The 21,863-nt window shown below is 53.1% G+C and carries 17 protein-coding genes and 2 tRNA genes; 16 read left to right on the forward strand and 3 right to left on the reverse strand.

Annotated elements, in window-relative coordinates; all coding sequences use genetic code 11:
* Positions 1-36 precede the first annotated feature (36 nt).
* From ABGT79_RS05305 to ABGT79_RS05350, 10 genes are all read left to right on the forward strand, one after another.
* Positions 37-843, forward strand: coding sequence for a hypothetical protein (locus ABGT79_RS05305; RefSeq protein ID WP_346665312.1), 807 nt, complete (start codon positions 37-39; stop codon positions 841-843).
* Between the two features lie 150 nt (positions 844-993).
* Positions 994-1,266 (forward strand): AlpA family transcriptional regulator, encoded by a 273-nt coding sequence (locus tag ABGT79_RS05310; protein WP_300787107.1) that lies wholly within the window; start codon positions 994-996, stop codon positions 1,264-1,266.
* Between the two features lie 191 nt (positions 1,267-1,457).
* Entirely contained in the window at positions 1,458-2,387 is a 930-nt protein-coding gene (locus ABGT79_RS05315) for a hypothetical protein (RefSeq protein ID WP_346665313.1), read from the forward strand.
* Between the two features lie 209 nt (positions 2,388-2,596).
* Positions 2,597-4,177: a class I SAM-dependent DNA methyltransferase gene (locus ABGT79_RS05320; protein WP_346665314.1), complete on the forward strand. Its 1,581-nt coding sequence runs from the start codon at positions 2,597-2,599 to the stop codon at positions 4,175-4,177.
* Complete coding sequence (locus ABGT79_RS05325; RefSeq protein WP_346665315.1) at positions 4,177-4,761, forward strand: restriction endonuclease subunit S; 585 nt, start codon at positions 4,177-4,179, stop codon at positions 4,759-4,761. The genes ABGT79_RS05320 and ABGT79_RS05325 overlap by 1 nt, the downstream gene beginning before the upstream one ends.
* Positions 4,758-5,852, forward strand: coding sequence for a restriction endonuclease subunit S (locus tag ABGT79_RS05330; protein ID WP_346665316.1), 1,095 nt, complete (start codon positions 4,758-4,760; stop codon positions 5,850-5,852). The genes ABGT79_RS05325 and ABGT79_RS05330 overlap by 4 nt, the downstream gene beginning before the upstream one ends.
* 42 nt (positions 5,853-5,894) lie before the next feature.
* Positions 5,895-6,890: a site-specific tyrosine recombinase/integron integrase gene (xerA, locus tag ABGT79_RS05335; protein WP_346665317.1), complete on the forward strand. Its 996-nt coding sequence runs from the start codon at positions 5,895-5,897 to the stop codon at positions 6,888-6,890.
* Positions 6,844-7,530, forward strand: coding sequence for a restriction endonuclease subunit S (locus tag ABGT79_RS05340; protein ID WP_346665318.1), 687 nt, complete (start codon positions 6,844-6,846; stop codon positions 7,528-7,530). Before xerA ends, ABGT79_RS05340 begins: the two co-directional genes overlap by 47 nt.
* Complete coding sequence (locus ABGT79_RS05345; RefSeq protein ID WP_346665319.1) at positions 7,523-10,888, forward strand: DEAD/DEAH box helicase family protein; 3,366 nt, start codon at positions 7,523-7,525, stop codon at positions 10,886-10,888. The genes ABGT79_RS05340 and ABGT79_RS05345 overlap by 8 nt, the downstream gene beginning before the upstream one ends.
* A gap of 15 nt (positions 10,889-10,903) precedes the next feature.
* A complete protein-coding gene (locus ABGT79_RS05350; RefSeq protein ID WP_346665320.1) occupies positions 10,904-12,130 on the forward strand; it encodes an ankyrin repeat domain-containing protein in 1,227 nt (408 codons plus the stop codon).
* A 231-nt stretch (positions 12,131-12,361) separates the two neighbouring features.
* Here the strand turns inward: ABGT79_RS05350 and ABGT79_RS05355 are convergent.
* Positions 12,362-12,438, reverse strand: a tRNA-Met gene (locus ABGT79_RS05355).
* A gap of 165 nt (positions 12,439-12,603) precedes the next feature.
* On the opposite strand from ABGT79_RS05355, the gene ABGT79_RS05360 reads away from it, so the two are divergent.
* Together ABGT79_RS05360 and ABGT79_RS05365 are read left to right on the forward strand one after the other, a co-directional pair.
* A complete protein-coding gene (locus ABGT79_RS05360) occupies positions 12,604-13,107 on the forward strand; it encodes a transposase (protein WP_294483930.1) in 504 nt (167 codons plus the stop codon).
* Positions 13,108-13,191: 84 nt separating this feature from the next.
* On the forward strand, positions 13,192-14,511 hold the full coding sequence (locus ABGT79_RS05365; protein ID WP_346665321.1) for an outer membrane protein transport protein: 1,320 nt from the start codon (positions 13,192-13,194) through the stop codon (positions 14,509-14,511).
* Between the two features lie 255 nt (positions 14,512-14,766).
* Here ABGT79_RS05365 and ABGT79_RS05370 read toward each other — a convergent pair whose 3' ends face one another.
* Positions 14,767-15,507, reverse strand: coding sequence for a hypothetical protein (locus ABGT79_RS05370; protein WP_346665322.1), 741 nt, complete (start codon positions 15,505-15,507; stop codon positions 14,767-14,769).
* Positions 15,508-15,690: 183 nt separating this feature from the next.
* Positions 15,691-15,777, reverse strand: a tRNA-Leu gene (locus tag ABGT79_RS05375).
* 150 nt (positions 15,778-15,927) lie between these two features.
* Between ABGT79_RS05375 and ABGT79_RS05380 the strand changes: the two genes are divergently transcribed.
* From ABGT79_RS05380 to carA, 4 genes are all read left to right on the forward strand, one after another.
* Positions 15,928-16,185 carry a hypothetical protein gene (locus ABGT79_RS05380; protein ID WP_346665323.1) on the forward strand — a complete coding sequence of 86 codons (258 nt, stop codon included), beginning with the start codon at positions 15,928-15,930 and terminating at the stop codon, positions 16,183-16,185.
* Positions 16,186-16,208: 23 nt separating this feature from the next.
* The gene (locus ABGT79_RS05385; protein WP_294483934.1) at positions 16,209-17,027 is read left to right on the forward strand and encodes a hemolysin family protein; all 819 of its coding nucleotides are present in this window, start codon (positions 16,209-16,211) and stop codon (positions 17,025-17,027) included.
* A gap of 367 nt (positions 17,028-17,394) precedes the next feature.
* Positions 17,395-20,652, forward strand: a complete 3,258-nt coding sequence (carB, locus tag ABGT79_RS05390) for a carbamoyl-phosphate synthase large subunit (RefSeq protein ID WP_346665324.1) — start codon at positions 17,395-17,397, stop codon at positions 20,650-20,652.
* Positions 20,649-21,788, forward strand: coding sequence for a glutamine-hydrolyzing carbamoyl-phosphate synthase small subunit (carA, locus tag ABGT79_RS05395; RefSeq protein ID WP_346665325.1), 1,140 nt, complete (start codon positions 20,649-20,651; stop codon positions 21,786-21,788). The genes carB and carA overlap by 4 nt, the downstream gene beginning before the upstream one ends.
* Positions 21,789-21,863: the final 75 nt, after the last annotated feature.

The following is a 21,863-nucleotide window of genomic DNA, read 5'->3' on the forward strand; positions in this document are numbered from 1 at the left end:
TTCTTGAGCAGAGCGTCAGAAGAAAGGATCATCGCCATGCCTGATCAAGGTAATTATACGGACTACTGGCCTTATCCCACATTTTCCACTCTTGGGGTGGATCAGCAGTATATCGTTGAGACCGCCATCATTCCCGCGGAAGACCTGCTTCGCCGGTTCAGCGGTTTTGAACCGTTTGAGATGGCTCTCGCCATCAACAACAGCATACTCTTCCCCAAGTTGAACAAGCCCTGCGACTTTCCCAGGCCGTTTCTGTTATGCAAGACGCGCCGGGATACTGCGAACAATCGTCCTGCTTACTTTCTTCTGGAAGCTCTTGACCTTTTTCCTTTTCAGTACCGGTGGGAAAACGATAATCTCATCTTTGACTTCACCGGCATAGTGTTCAAAGAAAGTGATATCCTCACTCTGGAACTCTCTGCCGTGGAAAACGACTTCAGTCTTCCCCATGTCCAAAACGCTCCAAAGGCATACCGGAAACTTTCCTTCCTCAAGGAGTATTTTCCCGAAGAAGGACCGAAGACCGTCATCGAAGCTCTTCTGCAAGAAGTATCAACGGCACAAAAAGGCGAACACGCCACTGGGCCTGTTCAGAAAAAAGATATGAGCAAGGCAAACGAAAAGAAGCGAAGCCATACGGAAGCACGATGGAAACAGCAATTTTCCTCCGGCATCGCCGCTGCTCTTTTCTGTCTGGAGCAATACCAGCGCACCGGAACTCCGGTAACGCGCAAAGAATATGCCGCCGCACTCAGAAAGCAGGGGTATGAGCCTCTCATGGTGGAAGCGGACGGACTTTTCCGCGCTCTCATGCCGAAAGAAATCCTGCATAGGGGCGACTAAATACTTCGATTCCTCCTGATCCAGTTCTTTCTGTTACCATTTTTTAAGGGGGACCTCTCCATTTTTTCCCCCTCCTTTGATTTTTTACGTCTTTTTCTTTCAACTCCACGCGTTATGCTCCTCATAAATCCACATATTGAGGAGTGAACCATGGATACCAAGACAGAAAGAATCGTAAAACAAAATCGCCCGCATTCCTGCAAGCCTTCCCCCGAAGCATCGGCTTTTGCTGATCCTCATCTTATTCTGCTCAACGAAAAGCAGGCAGCCGCCTTTCTTGGCCTTACAGACCGCACGCTTCAGCAGCGCCGTTACTATTCGCAACCCCCTGCCTATATCAAACTGCCCGGCAGCAATGCCGTCCGCTATCGCCTCTCCGAGCTGATTGCCTTTGTAGAAGCGGGCGAAGTACCCTTGGAATAATGGAGGTGAACATGAATACCGACGAGGAGTCCTCCATGTATTCCAGCATTAAGGCGGATAGTCCGGCACGCACTCAACCGTGTTCACGGGCATGTACGCATTCTGCCGTGCGTCTAGGCAGGAACTCAGACAAAGAGACAGATGCGAAGTCCGCTTCACGGAAATCCCGCTGTCCGCTCGGATTCTCGGAAATGCAGATAGCCATACTCAGTATTCTCAAAACCTCTCCTCCGGTCATTGCCTACTGGCAGCTTGCGGAAGCCCTCTCCGTTTTCGGCCTGAATGTTTCAGAAGGCGCGGTGCGCGGCGCGTTAACCCGCCTTTTCAAATATGGCTTTCTGGTTCGCGGACGTGCAGCCAGAGGCAAAATGCAGGGCAACCGCTATGCGTTCACCTCAGATCCGTGCCCTTACATAATACCTTACCGAGACTCTGATCAGTCCGGGATGGATTCCGTCATGGACTCACCAGTCTCCTATGAGCGCAATCCCGCTCCATCTCTTTTTAAAGAAGAGACAGTAAGAAATTCTGTCTGGGCTGAGCAGCACGAACGTCCGGGAAAAACCTCCACGCTTGAACATCTGACGGAACAGGACCTGGCCTTTCACTGGCCCAATCTTTTCCGGCAGGGATTCGGTACCTGCCAGATCCGTCAGATCATTCAGCGGCTCACACAAATCGGGATGGGAACGGAACGGGTCATCCAGGGATTGACTCATGCGGAGTGGGAGCTGGAACATGGAATCATGCGCGACAAGAACAACGAGCCCGTTGCAAGCCCGGTCAACTGGGTGTTCAGCTGTCTTGCCAGAACCGGATATTATCGAAGACCTCAAGGGTACGTTTCCCCGGAAGAACAGGCGGAGCTGGATGCTGCCGAGGAAGAAGAACGGCAAAAAATTGTGCGGGAAAGTCGCAGAAATTCCGCCTTTGAGGCATGGCTTTCCGGTCTGTCTCCCGAAGAAAAATCGGCTGTGACAGCGCCGAAAGGTCATGTGTGGAAAATCCCGGAAGACACAGCCCTGCGCCTGCATTTTTTCAGCAACGTCTGGCCTCTTGTTCTGGCCGGGCATCCGCCTGAAGGCCAGAAAAGCCCTCCGCAAAATCTCACGGAACAGTAGCCCTTTCCTATCCCCTTTGCGACCGGGGTTCTTCGAGGCAGGATGGTAGTTGTAACACACAACTATCATCCTGCCAGAGGAAGCCTCTGGACTCCCGGCGCTCGGCGCTGCGCTTCTCGCGCCTAAAAGGCAGCACGGATACGCCGCGAACAAAAAAAGCCCTACCCTCTTCCTTTATTCTTTTCCCGAATTTGACTACCCTGCCCGGTATGATTCCCTGCCCGTTCCGGCAGGCCAACACCAACAGTATTCAGGAGCAGCCCATGATTACGGGTGCCGTAAAAAATAAAGTCGATAAAATCTGGCTCGACATCTTTTCCGCGGGTCTGGCCAATCCGCTCACCGTCATTGAACAGCTGACATACCTCATGTTCATCCGCGCGCTGGATGTCAAAGAGCTGGAAAACGAGAATTATGAAGCGCTCGGCATGAAGGTCGAAAAAATCTTCCCGCAGACGCCCTTCGGCCAGTCCATGCGCTGGAGCAAGTTCAAAAACAAAAACGCTCAGTACATGTTCGACGTCATTTCTCAGCGCGTTTTTCCGGCCATCAAGGAAATGAAGGGCGGAAAACTGCCGGACTTCGACGAGAAAACAGGCACCTTCATTCACCTGCCCGACAGTAACAACGACACGACACAGACGGCCTTTGCTCATTTCATGAAGGACGCCGTGTTTCTCATGCCCACGCCGCAGGTGCTGGAAAAGGTGGTCACCGGGCTGGAAGAACTGTATGAGCACGACATTGCCGACCTCGACATGCAGGGCGACCTGTATGAATACATGCTCGACAAGCTCTCCACCGCGGGCCGCAATGGGCAGTTCCGCACGCCCAAGCACATCCGTGACATGATGGTCGCGCTTTTGCGCCCCACGCCCGACGATATCATCTGCGACCCGGCCTGCGGCACGGCAGGATTTCTCATTTCCGCCGCCGAATACATCCGCACGCACTACGAAAGCACCATGACCACGAAGCAGTGGGACCACTTTACCGGGCCCGCCTTCACCGGCTACGACACCGACCCCACCATGCTGCGCATTTCGGCCATGAATCTCATGCTGCACTCCATACACCACCCGGATATCCGCTACCGGGACAGCGTGTCCAAGGAAAACACCGTGAACGCCGCGTTCACCATGTGCCTCGCGAATCCGCCGTTCAAGGGCAGCATCAACGACGCAGGCATCAGCGATTCTCTGAAAGCCGTGACCAACACCAAAAAAACGGAACTGCTGTTCCTCGCTCTTTTTCTGCGTATTCTGAAGAAGGGCGGACAATGCGCCTGCATCGTGCCCGACGGCGTGCTCTTCGGCAGCAGCAAGGCTCATCAGTCCATACGCAGGGAACTTGTGGAGCATCATCAGCTGCGGGCCGTCATCTCCATGCCTTCCGGCGTGTTCAGGCCGTATGCGGGCGTATCCACCGCCGTGCTCATCTTCACCAAAACCGCGGCAGGCGGCACGGACAACGTCTGGTTCTACGACATGCAGGCCGACGGCTTTTCTCTGGACGACAAGCGCACGCCCGTGGAGCAAAACGACATTCCCGACATTCTCACCCGCTTTGCCGATCTGGAAAAGGAAAAGAACCGTGCCCGCACGGAACAGTCCTTCTTTGTACCAAAAGAGGAAATTGTCGCCAACGGCTACGATCTTTCCATAAATAAATACAAGCAGGTGGAATATACTCCGGTGGAATATCCTTCCACGCAGGAACTGATGACCGAGCTGCACGAACTGGAAATGCAGATTTCCAAAGGTCTGGCCGAACTGGAGGAGATGCTGTGATGGCAAAACTTGGTGATATATGTCGCTTTCAGTCTGGAGGAACGCCATCAAAAAATATTTCCTCTTATTATGGAGGAAATATTCCTTGGATTACCACTATTGCACTTAATGGATCAACTATTACAGAAAATGATGCTATCGCTTGGATTACACCTACAGCTATAAGTGACACTGCTGCAAAAATAGTACCTGCTCAATCTATATTAGTAGGAACTCGTGTCGGTATTGGAAAAGTTGCAATAAACACAATACCAATATCAACAAATCAAGATATTCTTGCATTAATAGATATAGATGAAAAAATATGGAACAAAAAGTATTTAATATATGCCATATCTGCAAAAAAAGCATATTTAAATAGCGTTGCTAGAGGGGCTACTATTAAAGGAATAAAAAAAGAAATTTTAGAAAATTTAGAAATTAAAAAAATATCTTTACTAAAACAACAAAAAATTTCAGACACTTTAGATAAAATAAACAATCTATATTTTATCCGCGAACAGCAGCTCTCCAAACTCGACCAGCTCGTCAAATCCCGACTTGTAGGGAAGAAAACCTCCTTGCAGATGGAGGTTGCCGCATGAAATCCTACAAATGGCGAGAAGTGCTTTCTATTGTCAATGGTAAGAATCAAAAATACGTTGAAAACCCAAATGGAACATATCCTATTTATGGAAGTGGAGGTATTATAGGGTATGCGACTGACTTTCTATGTCCTGAAAATTCCATCATATTAGGAAGAAAAGGATCTATCAATAAACCTATTTTTGTAAAAGAAAAATTCTGGAATGTTGATACTGCATTTGGAATTATTCCAAATAAGAATATATTACTACCTCTTTTTCTATATTATTTTTGTATATTTTTTAATTTTGAAAAATTAAATACAACAGTAACAATTCCAAGCCTTACAAAATCTAATCTTTTTGATATAACTATAAACATTCCAGATTTAAAAATACAAACAAAAATTACCAATATTCTTAGCAAAATAGATATAATTATATATCAAAAAACAGTTCAGTTATCAAAATTAGACACTCTCGTTAAATCCCGATTTGTCGAGATGTTTGGAGACCCGGTTAAAAATCCTCTTGGATGGAATACTAGCCCCTTCCTCAGCATGGGATACTGTAAAAACGGCATGAACTTCCACACAGGCGATAGTGGAATAAAAATGCACTGCCTAGGGGTTGGAGATTTTAAAGACTATTCTATTATTGATGGTACAGACCATTTGCCCACGATATCTCTGAAAGAAACACCACCAGAAGAAAGCATGCTACAAGATGGTGATATCCTCTTCGTTCGCTCCAATGGTAATAAAGCTCTTGTCGGTCGTTCTTTGGTTGTTTATCCCCATAATACGCCAACCACTTACAGCGGTTTCTGTATTCGCTATCGTTTAACGAGCTTCGATGTTAATATAACCTATTTATTATGCGTGTTAAAAACAGATTCAATACGAAAAAAAATGATAGGTCGTGGAGCTAATATTCAGAATATTAATCAACAAACTCTTGCTACCTTAGATATTCCTACTCCACCAATAGATCTTCAAGAAAAATTTGCAGCCTTCGTCGAACAGGTCGACAAATCAAAATTGGCAGTGAAGCAGAGCCTTGAAAAATTGGAAACTCTAAAAAAATCTCTGATGCAGGACTATTTCGGCTGATTCCAGATACTATGGCGACACCAAGCACAAGGAGATGCCGCCATGAAAGATCAAATCATCGCTGAAATCGAACGCTCCATGCTGCTCCACCTGGACAATGCCCAGATGGAGCAGCTCCATTTTGTCCTGACTTCTACCCTCTGGAATGTCTCCCTTCTCCCTGTGGAAAAAGAACAACAGGTCAAACATGATCCCGACAATGTCGAACTTGTATCCATGTTTCTTTCTTCAAAAAAAGTTGAAGGATGCAGCGATAAAACTATAAAATATTATAACGCGTGCTTATCTAAACTTTTTTCCTTACTTCCAAAGCAAGCATTCCGCATAACCACAGAAGATTTGCGCCAATATCTTGCAGAATATCAAGTCAACCGATCCTGCAGCAAAACGAATATTGATAACATACGACGAATTCTTTCCAGTTTTTTCGCATGGCTTGAAGATGAATGCTATATTTTAAAAAGTCCTGTTCGGCGTATTCACAAAATACGAACGAACAAACCCATAAAAGAAACTTACTCTGATGAAATGCTGGAAACCATGCGCGATAATTGCGGCAATCTACGCGACCTCGCTATTATTGACCTACTGGCCTCGACAGGAATGAGGGTGGGGGAACTGGTACGCTTGAACAGAGCTGATATCGACTTTGAAAACCGCGAATGCGTAGTGCTCGGAAAAGGCAGCAAAGAACGCCCTGTTTATTTTGATGCCAGAACGAAGATTCACCTGAAAAACTATCTTGCCTCTCGAACAGACGAAAATCCGGCCTTATTTGTTTCTTTGCTCCACCCCTTTAAAAGACTTGAGATAAGCGGCGTGGAGATTCGTCTTCGGCAACTTGGCAGAAGACTGAATATCACCAGAGTGCATCCCCACAAATTCCGCCGAACGCTTGCTACCCGGGCCATCGACAAAGGAATGCCCATTGAACAGGTGCAGCGCCTCCTGGGACATACAAAAATCGACACCACCATGCAATACGCCATGGTTGACCAACAAAACGTCAAACAGGCCCATCGGCGGTTCATCGGCTAATCTCAAATCCCGATTTATCGAGATGTTTGGAGATATGCTTTTAAATACAAAGATGTGGAATAAACAGCCTCTGGAATCAATGGCGGATATTGTTTCGGGCATTACGAAAGGGCGTAAAATCAAAGGACAAAGTATGATAAAAGTCCCATACATGGCTGTATCAAATGTAAAGGATGGCTATATTGATTGGACTACCGTTAAAACTATTGAAGCAACAGAACAGGAAATTGAACAGTATCAGTTATTACCAGATGACGTGTTGATGACAGAAGGTGGCGATCCTGATAAACTCGGTAGAGGGGCCATTATCAAAGAAACTTTAGAAAATTGTATTCATCAAAATCATATATTCCGTGTTCGTTTAAATGAGTCAGTGATTTTGCCGGTTTTCTTTGCAGAGTACTTAAAGCATCAAAAATCTAAGCGTTATTTTATTGGGTGTGCAAAACAGACTACTGGAATTGCAAGCATCAACATGAGGCAATTAAAAGCATTACCGGTCCTACTTCCACCGCTGGCACTACAGGAGCAATTTGCAGCCTTCGTCGAACAGGTCGACAAATCAAAATTTCTTTGTCGGTTTACACTAAAAAAGTTCACGGCTATGATGACCCACAAGAGGAGATGCATGTATGCCTAACTTCGACTTTCTGAACGGCCGCAAAGAGTTCTCCATGTTCGCCGCTTCCGCCATAGAGGCGGAAAAGGTCTTTGCCACGTCGCCCGTCATGTGCGTCATCGGCTGCCGCAAGGCTCTGGAGCTAGCCGTGAAGTGGGTCTACGCTGTCGATAAAAGTATACAGGCTCCCTATAAGGATACCCTCTCCTCGCTCATCCACGAGTACACCTTCAAAAAACAGCTCCCCGGCCTTCTGTTCGACAAAATCAAAGGCATCGTCACGTTCGGCAACATTGCCGTCCATACCAATAAGACCGTTCCTTCCGCTTTTGCCGTGCAGGCATTGAAAAGCCTTTTTGAATTCATTCAATGGGTCGATTATTCCTACGGTAACGACTATAAAATACACACCTTCGATGAACGACTGATTCCCCAAATGCATGTCCTCCTTGATATGCAGAAAATCCGAGAACAGGAAAGTCTGCTCGGCGAAAAAAACGCGGAAATAGAACGCCTCCAGCAGCAGCTTGCCTCATTGGCGGACAAATACACCGAAGAGAAGGAACACAACCGCCAGAGCCGCACCCTCACCATAGAAGACCTTTCCGAGTTCAAGACCCGAAAGATTTATATCGACGCCATGCTCTTCAGCATGAACTGGAAACTGGAAGGGCCGGACAGCGACGTTTCTCAGGAATACGAAGTGGAGGGCATGGCCGACGTTCCCGGTCAGAAGGGCTATGCGGACTATGTACTCTGGGGCAGAGACCACAAACCGCTCGCCGTGGTGGAAGCCAAAAAGGCCTGCAAGGACCCCAATACCGGAAGAACACAGGCCAATCTCTACGCCGACTGTCTCGAACGCCGTTTCGGGCAACGCCCCGTCATGTTCACGACCAACGGATTCGATACCTTTTTCTGGGACGACAAGGGCAGCACCCCGCGGAAGGTAAGCTGCATATTCAGCAGGGCCGACCTGGAAAAAATCATCGAACGGCGCTCATCCAAACTGCCGCTTAAAAGCATCAGCATAAGCGACGACATCACAAACCGCTACTATCAGAAGGCAGCCATCCGCGCTGTATGCGAAGAAATCAGCTGCGGCGTGCGGAAGCATCTTCTCGTCATGGCGACAGGCACCGGCAAAACCAGAACGGCCGCCAGCCTAGTCGATGTACTGAGCCGGGGGCATCACATCACCAACGTGCTCTTCCTCGCCGACAGAACGGCGCTTGTTTCGCAGGCTAAAAAAGACTTCAAAGCGTACCTGCCGAACATGTCGCTCTGCAATCTGTGCACCAACAAAGACGACGCTTCCGCTCGAATCGTTTTCTCCACCTACCCCACCATCGCGAACGCCATCGACCGCTCAAAGCGCGATGACGGCGACATGCTGTTCTCTCCCGCGCGCTTCGACCTTATCATCATCGACGAAAGCCACCGGAGCATCTTCAAAAAATATCGCGCCATCTTTGAATACTTCGACGCCATTCTTCTCGGTCTGACCGCTACGCCCAAAACCGAAGTTTCCAGAAACACCTATGAATTCTTCGAACTCGAAAACGGCGTCCCCACCTATGCCTACGACTACGATACCGCCGTGTATCAGGATCACGTGCTGGTGCCGTACTACAACTATGAAGTCACGACAAAATTTCTCTCGGAGGGCATTACCTACGATGAGCTTTCCGACGATGACAGGGAACGCTATGAAGACGACTTTACCGAAGACGGCGTCATGCCGGACTTCGTGCCTTCACAGGCGCTGAACGACTTTGTCTTCAACCAGAAAACCGTGGACCTCGTGCTTCAGGACCTCATGGAGCGCGGCATAAAGGTGAACGGCGGCGAACGCATCGGCAAGACCATCATCTTCGCCCAGAACAAAAAGCACGCCGAGTTCATTCTGGAACGCTTCAACAAGCTTTATCCGCAGTATCACGGCACATGGGCCAGCCGCGTCATCTGCGACGACAGTTACGCCCAGACCGTCATCGACAACTTCAAGAAAGCCGACGAAACGCCGTATATCGTGGTTTCCGTGGACATGATGGACACGGGCATCGACGTGCCGGAATGTGTGAATCTGGTATTCTTTAAAAAAGTCCGCTCAAAAACCAAATTCTGGCAGATGATTGGACGCGGTACGCGCCTCTGCCCGGAACTCATCTGTACCGACCTCATAGAAGGCACGGAGTACACCAGCAAAAAACGCTTCCTCATCTTCGACTACTGCGGCAACTTCGAGTTCTTCCGACAGGTCAAAAACACCACGGAGGGAGAAGTTCCAGTCTCGCTTTCAGAAAATATTTTCAGAAAAGGCATCCGACTGATCGCGGCGTTTCAGGACGGATCGAAATCCGATGAAGTTTATCAGCTCTGGCGCAGGGAACTGACGGAATCCAGCCTCCGGCAGATTGCTGCCCTCAACACGGAGCTCTTTCATGTCCGGCTCGCCCTGAAGCATGTGGAGAAATTCAAAAAGCCGGAAGCGTTTGTCTGCCTTTCCGAACTGGATCAGCAGGAACTGACGGAACACATCGCCCCTCTGGTGCATTTCGATGATCCCGACGACATGGCCCTGCGCTTCGATAATTTCATCTACGGCTTCATCCTGAATGCGCTGGATGAAAGCCCACGCGTCAAGCACAATCTGGCTCAGCTCATCAAGACGGTCAGACTCCTTGAAAAAAAATCCTCCATCCCGCAGGTTGCGGAAAAGCTGTCGCTAATCCGGCAGATTGCCGACCCGGACTTCTGGAAGGAAATCGACATCTGTAAGCTGGAACATATCCGTCGGGAACTTCGCTCGCTTATCTGCTTTCTGGATGAAGGCAGCAAAAGAAAGGACATCATCACCATTTTGACCGACCCCGTGCTGCAATCGACCGAGGGCGCACCTCTGCCCTCCGACGATCCCTTTGAAAGTTACAGAATGAAGGTCAACCGCTACATTGAGGAGCACAAAAATTCCCTAGCCATTCATAACCTGACGCACAATATTCCCCTGACCAGAAAGGACTACGAGGAACTGGAACGCGTCTTTACGCAGGAGCTCGGCAGCAGAGAAGACTACCAAAAGACTTTCGGCGACACGCCCTTCGGCCTGCTGATACGCAAAATCGCCCAAATGGATCATGAGGCCGCTCTTGCCGCGTTCTCGGAATTCATCAACGACCAGTCGCTGAACTCCCGCCAGATAGCCTTCGTCCAGAAGGTCATCACGCATATCGAACAGAACGGCTATGTCGAAGATCTTTCCATCCTTGCAAAGCCGCCATTCGACAAGCCGGCAAAGCTTCTGGACTTCGACAAGCTCCAGCAGGAGAAACTGCTTGCCGTTATCCGGTCGGTACGGGATAATGCTCTGGTGATGTAGTATTCAGGAGATCCTATGCGAATTTATCGGATTATTATAGCCGTACTCTCGATTTTGATTGTCTCTGGGTGTATACCGAAACAGGAACAAAATTCTGCCGTCCCGTCTGTCTCCAATGATGACTACACAGAGCTTTCTTCTCATGAACGCTTGGAAGATGCCATATTCAAGTATGACCACAAGACTTTCCAAAAATTACTGGCAGAATCACCCGACGCAGATAAAAACAAGCTGTTAGCTCTTGCCGTTTTTGTCGGCGATATCGACATCATGAAAACTCTATTAAAAGCTGGCGCTGATCCTAACTATCATCCAGATGAAGGCAATATTGAGGCAAATCTGCTTTTTGTTCCCAGTCTTATTCACTCTACAGAGATACCAAAACTCCTTATTGATTCCGGAACTGACATACACTTCAGAACCAGTGATGGACTCACTGCCCTTCATGCTGCCGTAGAATTTCAGGATATTGAAAAAGCTGCTCTGCTTATTCAGCGTGGAATAAATGTTAATGCCCGCTCATTGAAAGGGAATACACCACTACATACGGCAACAGGGACAAGCTCAACACTCGGCTATATAGTTGATAAATTTGAACAAGAAGGTATTAAACTTTCGCAAAAAGATAAAAATGAACTGGAATTACATTTGAGAGCGACTCAGTTGGAAATGGTATCTCTGCTACTGGAAAAAGGTGCGAACCCCAACGCCGCCAACAAAGGTAAACTCACGCCTCTACATAATGCTGCTCGTCATGGACGATCGCAAGTTGTAAGAAAACTCATAACATATCATGCAAATGTAAATATTCTTGATGGCCAAGGCTGTACTCCCCTTGTTTGGGCTATAAAATCCGACAGTCTCGAAACTGTAGAAGTTCTACTTGCTAATGGCTCTGATATGAAAAAGATCACATCACCTTATTTCAGTCCTCTTCATATGTCTGCAGCAAAAGGTAATCTTGCGATTACTAAGGCTCTTATATCGCATGGAGCAACAATTAATCACCCTATCATGATAGATGATGGCGAGAGTAACATCACCCCCTTGCATGTAGCTGCGACAAACAATTTTCCTGAAATAGCCGACCTGCTCATCAAGAAAGGCGCCGATGTTACTGTTAAAACCTCAAAAGGCCAGACCGTTCTGGATATCATCAATGAACGCCCTGAAAGAATAAACAAATTCCAAAAAAGCGGTGTATTTTGGAAAATCAATGACGCTCTCTATAATGCCCTGTAAGTAGCAACATAACATCATTTTTCAAGCTAGGCTAAAAATCAGCTCTCCCTATTTGCTTATCTCTGACAGCTTACCTATCAGAGTAGCCAAAATTTCTCAGGCAACCATATAACCATAAGGCAGAAAGCGCTTCGCTTTCTGCCTTATTTTTTCTGGTGGGAATAGTGGTGGGAATAAAATTTAAAAAAAGAAAAAGCCCTTACGATTTTCACCGTAAGGGCTTGAATTTCTTGGTTGCGGGGAAAGGATTTGAACCAATGACCTTCGGGTTATGAGCCCGACGAGCTACCAAGCTGCTCCACCCCGCGTCGTGTTCGCTATATATAGACCGGAGCCTGGGGGCTGTCAACAGTTTTTTTTCGAGAATTTTAAATTTTTTTTAATTATTTTTATCCGTAAATAACCAATGGCTGACTTCCGGCTTCTTTTATGCTAAACTTTTCACCATCTCACCCATACAACAGGCTAACACTATGAAATTCTGGGAAATTTCCGATTCCTTCTGGGAAGTTGTCAAACCGCTCATTCCGGAAACCGTCCGTGATCCGGAAAAGGTTTATCAGCGCATCGCTGGCGGCGGACGCAAGCCGCTCGACTATCGCAAAGTCTTTTCGGCCATCGTCTATGTGCTGAAAACCGGCACCCAGTGGAAGTCTCTGCCCAAGGAATTCTACGGCAGCCCCAGCTCCATCCACGCCTACTTCAAAAAATGGGAAGCTCAGGGACTGTTCAGCGAGCTCTGGAAGAAAGGCCTTGCAGAATTTGAAGAAATGAAGGGCATTGCCTGGGAATGGACCCTCGACACCACCCGCAGCGCCAAAGCCGCCGCCGGACGCTCCGCCAAGCTCGAAGACGGCTCCGACGCCCCCGAAGAATGCCGCATCTGGAGACCCGTCATCAGCCGCAGAAGCAGGGAACGCGCCAAGGCGCTCTGCGACAAGGCCACCGCATTATTTACGGATACATTCAAATCTTGATTTAAACTATCAACACGTCCTATCGTTTACCGCATGGCTCAGGTCAGCCTGTCTTTTTTTCTCAGCGGCAGCAGGAGTTATGCGATGAACCGTTTCTTCTCCGGCGCTCGTCTTTGCGGAGCGCTCCTTGTTTCTCTCACCCTTCTCTTCCCGGTGTCCCGCGCGCAGGCGGAAGGGTTCGCCATCATGGAAAACAGCGCCCGCGGCATGGCGCTCGCCGGCGGCCTTATCGCCCGCGGCGGCGATCCTTCCACGCTCGCCTACAACCCTGCGGCCATGACGCTCCTCGACGGCACGCAGATGCAGGCCAACCTCGCCGTTTCCCAGTTCTACTGGGGCGTGGACACCAGAACCCTGTCGGGGCAGGATACCGGAAACTATCACAGCGCCCATCAGACCTGGCCCATTCCCTCCTTCTACATCACCCACCAGATCAACGACAATGTCTGGTTCGGTCTGGCTTCCTACACCCGCTTCGGCCTCGGCGTGAAGTATCCCAATGAATGGCCCGGCGGCGCCAACCTCCAGAGCGTGCAGCTCATCACCAATTCGCTCAATCCCAGCATCGCCTACAAGTTCAACGATCATCTCTCCCTCGCCGTGGGCGTGGAAATGATGACCGCTTCCATGCAGATGCGCAAAAATCTCAATCAGAATGCGCTGCTCCAGCAGGTTCCGCCCATGTTCGGCGAACCCGGCGACCTCAACCTGAACGGTCACGGCGTTTCCTTCGGCGGCAACGTGGCCCTGCATCTGAGACTCAACGATCAGTGGTCCATGGGCCTCACCTATCGCGCGCCCATGAGCCTCAAGGTCAGCGGCAAAACCCGCTACGACAATCAGCTCGGTCAGACGCCTCTCGCCAGCATGCTTCCCGCGATCAGCAAAATTCAGAATTCCCGTCTGCGCGGAACCCTGCATCTGCCCGATTCCATCGGCTTCGGCGTGGCCTACAACCCCACGGAAAATCTGAGCTTTGAAGCCGACGCCGTCTATACGCTCTGGAGCCGTTTCCGCGACTTCAACATCTACATGAAAGACCCGGTCAACATGTGGGAAAATTCCGACAGGCACTGGAGAAACAGCTGGACCCTCGGCATTTCCGGCGAATACAAGCCCGTGGACTGGATGGCCCTGCGCCTCGGCTTCATGTATGAAACCTCGCCCATGAACCTCGGCAACGCCGACTACATGGTTCCTTCCAACGGCCGCAACTACTACACCGCCGGCGTGGGCTTCTTCTACAAGAACTGGACCCTCGACCTCGCGTACATGTACATCCACAACCACGTGCTCGACTACTCGGATTCCGCGAGACTCCATACTCTCAGCGGCGTGGTGCCCGGACGCACCACCCATCCCCATGCGCACAACTTCGGCATCGGCATAGGCTACAAGTTCTAATTCGCCGCTGCATCATCAGCACGCGCTTTCCCCGAAAACGCGTCCCGCGCCTCATAAACGACAACCCCGGAGAAGCATCGTTTCTCCGGGGTTGCTGCTGTTAACTTCAATGGCTGCGGGCGCGACGCCCGCGCTTCTCTCTCGTGCGAAGATTCAGGCATGCGGAACGCACGCCGCCTGCCGGAAAACGCCCCGCCGTCAAATGAAAGGCGACGCTTTCCTCGCTTTTCCGCGCCGGACGTGCTTTTCTCTCATCTAGGCCTGGGCGGCCAGCTTTTCGGCAAAAGCCTTGAGTTTTTCGCCGTCGTAGAAGTTGACCATGCGCATCGGCACGGTAGCTACTTCTCCGACTTCCCCCTCATTCTTTATTTCCAGAAAAAGCAGCACCACGTCCCACGGCGCAAAAAGGCGCGAACCGTCGGGCATGTTCAGCCCTTCGCGCGCCAGCGCAAAGCAGAACGCCGAAAACTTTTCCGCGCCCGTGCGGTACAGGCCCGAAATCATGGCGCAGCGGCCGTCGTATTCCGCATATTTGTCCGCAAAGGAGCGGTACAGCTCTTCCATCTGCTCGTCCGTGTACGGCGGCTTCAGCTCCATGAGCGAATCACAGTACGGCTGGCAGTAGTCCCGGGCGCAGAACATGTCCGTCCACGGCTCGTTCCCCGTGGGGGAAGAATTCTGCACGAACTTCTCTTCCGCCATGCCGATGAAGGGCCGATAACTGTCCTTCTTGTCAAAAATGCTCTCGGGAAAGGCTTTTATCTCATAGCCCTCCCCTTCCTCACGCAGAAAAAGCCTCACCCGCTGCCCCGGCTTGAACGCGTCTTCCACGCCGTCCAGCGCCACGGCCTGCGCCATGAGCGGATACCGTCCCCACAAACTGCGCTGCAGAGGACCGAGCAGGGAGTACGGCCCCACCGCTCCATAATATGCGGTAATCTCCTGCATGGAGAATTCTTCGCCTTCCTTTACGTTTTCCCATCCGTTGAACGCCATATCCGCTCCCTGAGTTCCATGTTTCCGGGTTTTGCCCTGTAAACGCGTTCTACAGAAATTTTCCCGACGAGAAAAGAGCGTGATCGAACCGCGCGCAGTGCGTCGCAGCGCAGGCCGAACGTTTTCTCTTTCACCCGCCACGAACAAAAAAAGCACCTGCTTTTTGCAAGTGCTTGAAATATCTGGTACCGGAAGTGGGACTTGAACCCACAAGGCATTGCTGCCGGCGGATTTTGAGTCCGCTGCGTTTACCAATTCCACCATTCCGGCCCAGCTGCTTCTATATAGATTTCAGGGCCCGAGGTCAACCTTTCCGCAGGCGGAACGCCTTTCAAAGGCCGAGACCGGCCTATCCTCTCCCCTCCGCGCTTGCCTTTTTACCCCGAACACGCTACGCTCCATGCAAAATACGGATCTCACATGAACGACACCTGCCAAACCACAACGCACCGCGGCGACAGCCTGTTCTCCGACATGGAGGATTCCGGCTGCCAGTCTGCCGACGTTCCTCTTGCGGGGAACGCAGAGGCAGGAAGCGTCATGGCTTTCCGGCCGCGCGCCTTTTGCGGCGGCTCTCTCCATTTTTCCGTCAATCCGCCCCGTGTGGGGGCCCTTGTTGAGCCGGAGCCGATGATTGTCGGCGCCTGCCGTTGCGGCATGGTCAATTTTCCGGCCTGAACCCTTTTGTAAGGAGTATCGTCTTGGACGGCGAATCCCACAGTACCGTGTGGTCGAAACTTGGTGCTTTCTTTTCCGGCAAGTCTTCGGAAGATCATCTGGAACAGGCTATCCGCGAAGCGCGCGAAGACGGCGAGCTCAAGGCGGAAGAAGGTTCCATGCTGCTTTCCATCCTTTCTCTGGACGAGCTGCAGGTGCAGGACATCATGACTCCCCGCACCGACATCGACTGCCTGCCCTCCGGAACCACCATTCGCGACGCGGCGGGCGCCATCGTGGAAACCGGCCACTCCCGCCTGCCCATCTATAAGGAAACCCGCGACAACATCATCGGCATCGTCCATGCCAAGGACATGCTGAGCTCCCTCATGCAGGCCGATCTCCAGTCCTCGCCCGTGGACAGCATCATGAGTCAGCCCTTCTTCGTGCCCGAAACCAAGATCGCCAGCGAGCTTCTTCAGGAATTCCGCAGCCGCAAGAATCATCTGGCCATCGTGGTGGACGAGTACGGCGGCACGTCTGGACTGGCCACCATCGAGGATCTGCTGGAAGTGATCGTGGGCGACATCGAGGACGAGCACGACGCCCCCAAGGAAGAGGACATCCGGCCCATAGGCGAAGGAAAGTACGAGCTTTCCGGACGCGCCTATCTGGAGGAACTCGAAGAGCTGGGCATCCATCTGGAATCCGACGAGGTGGACACCATCGGCGGCTACCTCAGCCTCGACGCGGGACACGTGCCCCAGAAGGACGAAGAATTCCGCATAGGCGGGTGGCTGTTCACCATTGCCGACGCGGACGCAAAGCAGATTCACACCGTCATAGCGACGCGCGAGGAATAACGCCTTTTCAGGGCCATGGGCACACGCTCATGGCCCTTTTTGTGTGCCCTGCGCCGCGCTTTGCCCCGCGATTTTCCGCAAAAGACGCTCCTTCGCTGCGCATTTTTTCGCCGTGCATGCCAAACGGACGAAAAACGCCGGGCGACCGGCGCTGCATTTTCTTTCCGCAGCGCAGAACAAGGACGCGCATGGAATCCTTCAGCTTTCCGCAGCACTCAACGCCTCCGACGCGCCGTTTCCGCGGCGTTCTGCAGAGCCGCCGCACAGGACAACGGCCGCTTTCCGCCCGAAGGAGGGGCGCAACGCTTGATTATCTCGGGGCAACGTGTAATCATACGCAAGTTTAAACCTACTTTAGGAGCGGAATATGCCTAAGCGTACAGACCTTAAGCGCATTATGGTCATAGGTTCGGGCCCCATTGTCATCGGCCAGGCCTGTGAATTCGACTATTCCGGTACCCAGGCCGTGAAGGCCCTCAAGGAAGAAGGGTACGAAGTCATCCTTGTCAATTCCAACCCGGCGACCATCATGACCGATCCCGGTCTGGCCGACCGTACCTATATTGAACCCATCGAACCCGAAACCGTGGCCGCCATCGTCCGCAAGGAAAGGCCCGACGCCATTCTGCCCACCCTCGGCGGTCAGACCGGCCTGAACACCGCCCTTGCCCTCGAAAAGATGGGAGTGCTCAAGGAATGCGGCGTCGAACTCATCGGCGCCAACGCCAAGGTCATCGAAAAGGCTGAAAGCCGCGAGCTGTTCCGCGCCGCCATGGAAAACATCGGCATCAAGGTGCCACGCAGCGAAATCGCCCGCAACATGGAAGACGTGCGCCGCATCGCCGCGGAAATGCCCTTCCCGCTCATCATCCGTCCCGCCTTCACGCTGGGCGGCTCCGGCGGCGGCGTGGCCTACAACCAGGAAGATCTGGAAGAAATCGCCGCCGGCGGCCTCGACGCCTCCCTCACCAGCGAAGTGCTCATCGAACAGTCCGTGCTCGGCTGGAAGGAAATCGAAATGGAAGTCATGCGCGACCGCAAGGACAACTGCGTGATCGTGTGCTCCATCGAAAACCTCGATCCCATGGGCGTTCACACCGGCGACTCCATCACCGTGGCTCCGGTGCAGACCCTCACCGACGTGGAATATCAGAAGATCCGCGACGCCTCCATCGCCATCATGCGCGAAATCGGCGTGGAAACCGGCGGTTCCAACGTGCAGTTCGGTCTGAATCCCGAAAACGGCGAGCTCGTGGTCATTGAAATGAACCCCCGCGTGTCCCGCTCCTCCGCTCTCGCCTCCAAGGCCACGGGCTTCCCCATCGCCAAAATCGCCGCCAAGCTCGCCATCGGCTACACGCTCGACGAAATTCCCAACGACATCACCCGCGAGACCATGGCCAGCTTCGAGCCCGCCATCGACTACTGCGTGGTCAAGATTCCCCGCTTCACCTTTGAAAAGTTCGCCGGAGCCAAGGACGAGCTCACCACCTCCATGAAGAGCGTGGGCGAAACCATGGCCATCGGCCGCACCTTCAAGGAAGCGCTGCAGAAGGGTCTCCGTTCTCTGGAAGTCGGCGCGCCCGGCCTCGGCAGCCACTTCCGCGATCCGCTCCCCTCCATGGACGAAATCATGGCCAGGCTGCGCACTCCCAATTCCAAGCGCATCTTCGCCCTGCGTCACGCCATCCTCGCGGGCATGAGCGTGGAGGAAATCCACGCCGTCACCGCCATCGACCTGTGGTTCCTGCGCCAGATACGCGACATCGTAAAGATGGAAGGCGAGCTTCGCGACTTCGCCCTCGGCAACTCCATGACGCCGGACAATCCCGAGCTCGTGCGCCTTCTGCGCCGCGCCAAGGAATTCGGCTTCTCCGACAAGCAGCTCGCCGAAATGTGGAAGCGCCCCGAAAGCGACGTGGCCGCCCTGCGCAAGGCCACGAACACCGAACCCGTGTACTACCTCGTGGACACCTGCGCCGCGGAATTCGAGGCCTACACCCCCTACTTCTATTCCACCTACGAAACCGGCCGCGAACTGGAAGTCCACAATCGCAAGAAGGTCATCATTCTCGGCGGCGGCCCCAACCGCATCGGTCAGGGCATCGAGTTCGACTACTGCTGCTGCCACGCGTCCTTCGCCCTGCGCGACGAGGGCGTGGAAGCCATTATGGTGAACTCCAACCCCGAAACCGTGTCCACCGACTACGACACCTCCGACCGCCTGTACTTCGAGCCGCTCACCTTTGAAGACGTGATGCACATCGTGAAGACCGAGCAGCCCGACGGCGTCATCGTGCAGTTCGGCGGACAGACCCCGCTGAACCTCGCCGTGCCGCTGCAGCGCGCGGGCGTGCCCATTCTCGGCACCAGCCCCGACGCCATCGACCGCGCCGAAGACCGCGAACGCTTCCAGGCCCTCATTCAGAAGCTGCATCTGCTCCAGCCTCAGAACGGCACCTGCATCTCCCTCGACGTGGCCAAGGAAGAAGCCGCCCGCATCGGCTACCCCATCATCGTGCGGCCGAGCTACGTGCTCGGCGGCCGCGCCATGATGGTCTGCTACGGCCCCGACGACCTCGACGACTACTTCCACAACGTGGTGGGCACGGATACTCCCGAGCACCCCATCCTCATCGACCAGTTCCTTGAAAACGCCATCGAAATGGACGTGGACGCTCTCGCCGACGGCAAGGACGTGTACGTGGCGGGCATCATGGAACACATCGAAGCCGCGGGCATCCATTCCGGCGACTCGGCCTGCTCCCTGCCGCCCTACTCCCTGCCCGACAGCATCGTTGAGGAAATCAGCCGTCAGACCGTCGCCCTCGCCAAGGAACTGCGCGTGGTCGGTCTCATGAACATCCAGTTCGCCATCAAGGACGACAAGATCTACATTCTGGAAGTGAACCCCCGCGCCTCCCGCACCGCGCCCTTCGTGTCCAAGGCCACGGGCGTGCCGCTGCCGCGCCTCGCCACCCAGATCATGCTCGGCAAGACGCTCAAGGAACTCGATCCCTGGTCCATGCGCAAGACCGGCTACGTCTGCGTGAAGGAAGCCGTGTTCCCCTTCAAGCGCTTCCCCGGCGTGGACATCCTGCTCGGACCTGAAATGCGTTCCACCGGCGAAGTCATGGGCGTGGCCCGCACCTTCGACGAAGCCTTCCTCAAGAGCCAGCTCGGCGCAGGTCAGACCCTGCCCTCCTCCGGCAAGGTGTTCATTTCCGTGAACGACCGCGACAAGGAATTCGTGGTGCCCATTGCGAAGTCCTACGCCGACCTCGGCTTCGAGCTGCTCGCCACCCGCGGCACTGCCACCCTTCTCAACGACGCCGGTCTCAAGGTGCAGCCCGTGCTCAAGGTGCATGAAGGCCGCCCGAACATCGTGGACATGATCAAGAACGGCGAAGTCGCCATGGTCATCAACACGGCGTCCGGCAAGCGCACCAATCACGATTCCCGCGCCATCCGGCAGACCACGCTGCACTACGGCGTGCCCTTTACCACCACGATTTCCGGCGCCCGCGCCATTGCCCGCGCCATCCAGCATCAGCAGAACGAGGCCCTTCACGTGGAATGCCTCCAGGACTACTATGCCGGATCGCCCAAAGGAGAACGCGCATGAAAGCTCTGCTCGCCCTCGAAGACGGCTTCGTCCTTGAAGGGGAATCCTTCACCGGTCCCATCGAACTGACCGGCGGCGAAGTCATTTTCAATACCGCCATGGCCGGCTATCAGGAACTGCTCACCGACCCCTCCTACGCGGGGCAGATGGTGTGCCTCACCTATCCGCTCATCGGCAACTACGGCATCAATCCCGACGACATGGAATCCGAAAAGGTTCACATGTCGGCGCTCATCGTCAAGGAATGCTGCAAGGAACCTTCCAACTGGCGCGCCACGGAAAGTCTGCCCGACTTTCTCATCCGCGAGGGCGTGCCCGGCATTGAAGGCATCGACACCCGCGCCCTCACCCTGCACCTTCGCAAGAACGGCGCCATGCGCGGATGCATTTCCACCAGCATTCTCGACCCTGAAGAACTCGTGAAGAAGGCGCAGGAGCTGCCTTCCATGGAAGGTCAGAACCTCGTCACCCGCGTGGCTCCCGACAAGCCCTACCGCTGGGACGAGGCGGCCGGACGCCCCGCTCCCGTCGCCCTGAACGCCGACGGCTCCTACGACTGGCCCGCCGGCAAGGCGCTTCACATCGTGGTCTATGACTTCGGCATCAAGTGGAACATCCTGCGCCTGCTCAGCAGGCAGGACATGGAACTTCTCGTGGTTCCGCCCTCCTTCACCTGCGAACAGGTCAAGGCCGTGAACCCCGACGGCGTGTTCCTCTCCAACGGCCCCGGCGACCCCGCCACCCTCAAGCCGGAAATCGCCGAAATCGCCAAGATGGCGGAAATCTTCCCCATCGGCGCCATCTGCCTCGGCCATCAGCTTCTCGGCCACGCCCTCGGCGGCACCACCACCAAGCTGAAGTTCGGCCACCACGGCGTGAACCATCCGGTCAAGAACCTGCTCACCGGCCGCATTGAAATCTCGTCCCAGAACCACGGCTTCTGCGTGATTCCGCCCGAAGGCGTGGAAAAGGTGTACGTGAACCTCAACGACGGCACGCTGGAAGGCTTCCGCCATCCCACGAAGCCCATCATGACCGTGCAGCATCACCCCGAAGCGGCCGCCGGTCCCACCGACAGCCGCACCTTCTTCGCCGACTACAAGGACATGGTGAGGAAGGCCAAGGCCGGAAAGTAATCCCCGCGCATTCCGGATCGAAAACCCTTCTTCCGGAATGAACCGCGCACGAAAAGGGGGAGAAAGAACACGCCG

The sequence above is a fragment of the uncultured Mailhella sp. genome (genome assembly GCF_963931295.1).
Classification (GTDB): domain Bacteria; phylum Desulfobacterota; class Desulfovibrionia; order Desulfovibrionales; family Desulfovibrionaceae; genus Mailhella.

Excerpts from the sequence above, each read along its gene's own strand:
- ABGT79_RS05305 (WP_346665312.1), top strand. The coding sequence starts at position 37 with ATGCCTGATCAAGGTAATTATACGGACTACTGGCCTTATCCCACATTT.
- ABGT79_RS05310 (WP_300787107.1), top strand. The coding sequence starts at position 994 with ATGGATACCAAGACAGAAAGAATCGTAAAACAAAATCGCCCGCATTCC.
- ABGT79_RS05315 (WP_346665313.1), top strand. The coding sequence starts at position 1,458 with ATGCAGATAGCCATACTCAGTATTCTCAAAACCTCTCCTCCGGTCATT.
- ABGT79_RS05320 (WP_346665314.1), top strand. The coding sequence starts at position 2,597 with ATGATTCCCTGCCCGTTCCGGCAGGCCAACACCAACAGTATTCAGGAG.
- ABGT79_RS05325 (WP_346665315.1), top strand. The coding sequence starts at position 4,177 with ATGGCAAAACTTGGTGATATATGTCGCTTTCAGTCTGGAGGAACGCCA.
- ABGT79_RS05330 (WP_346665316.1), top strand. The coding sequence starts at position 4,758 with ATGAAATCCTACAAATGGCGAGAAGTGCTTTCTATTGTCAATGGTAAG.
- xerA (WP_346665317.1), top strand. The coding sequence starts at position 5,895 with ATGAAAGATCAAATCATCGCTGAAATCGAACGCTCCATGCTGCTCCAC.
- ABGT79_RS05345 (WP_346665319.1), top strand. The coding sequence starts at position 7,523 with ATGCCTAACTTCGACTTTCTGAACGGCCGCAAAGAGTTCTCCATGTTC.
- ABGT79_RS05350 (WP_346665320.1), top strand. The coding sequence starts at position 10,904 with ATGCGAATTTATCGGATTATTATAGCCGTACTCTCGATTTTGATTGTC.
- ABGT79_RS05360 (WP_294483930.1), top strand. The coding sequence starts at position 12,604 with ATGAAATTCTGGGAAATTTCCGATTCCTTCTGGGAAGTTGTCAAACCG.
- ABGT79_RS05365 (WP_346665321.1), top strand. The coding sequence starts at position 13,192 with ATGAACCGTTTCTTCTCCGGCGCTCGTCTTTGCGGAGCGCTCCTTGTT.
- ABGT79_RS05370 (WP_346665322.1), bottom strand. The coding sequence starts at position 15,507 with ATGGCGTTCAACGGATGGGAAAACGTAAAGGAAGGCGAAGAATTCTCC.
- ABGT79_RS05380 (WP_346665323.1), top strand. The coding sequence starts at position 15,928 with ATGAACGACACCTGCCAAACCACAACGCACCGCGGCGACAGCCTGTTC.
- carB (WP_346665324.1), top strand. The coding sequence starts at position 17,395 with ATGCCTAAGCGTACAGACCTTAAGCGCATTATGGTCATAGGTTCGGGC.
- carA (WP_346665325.1), top strand. The coding sequence starts at position 20,649 with ATGAAAGCTCTGCTCGCCCTCGAAGACGGCTTCGTCCTTGAAGGGGAA.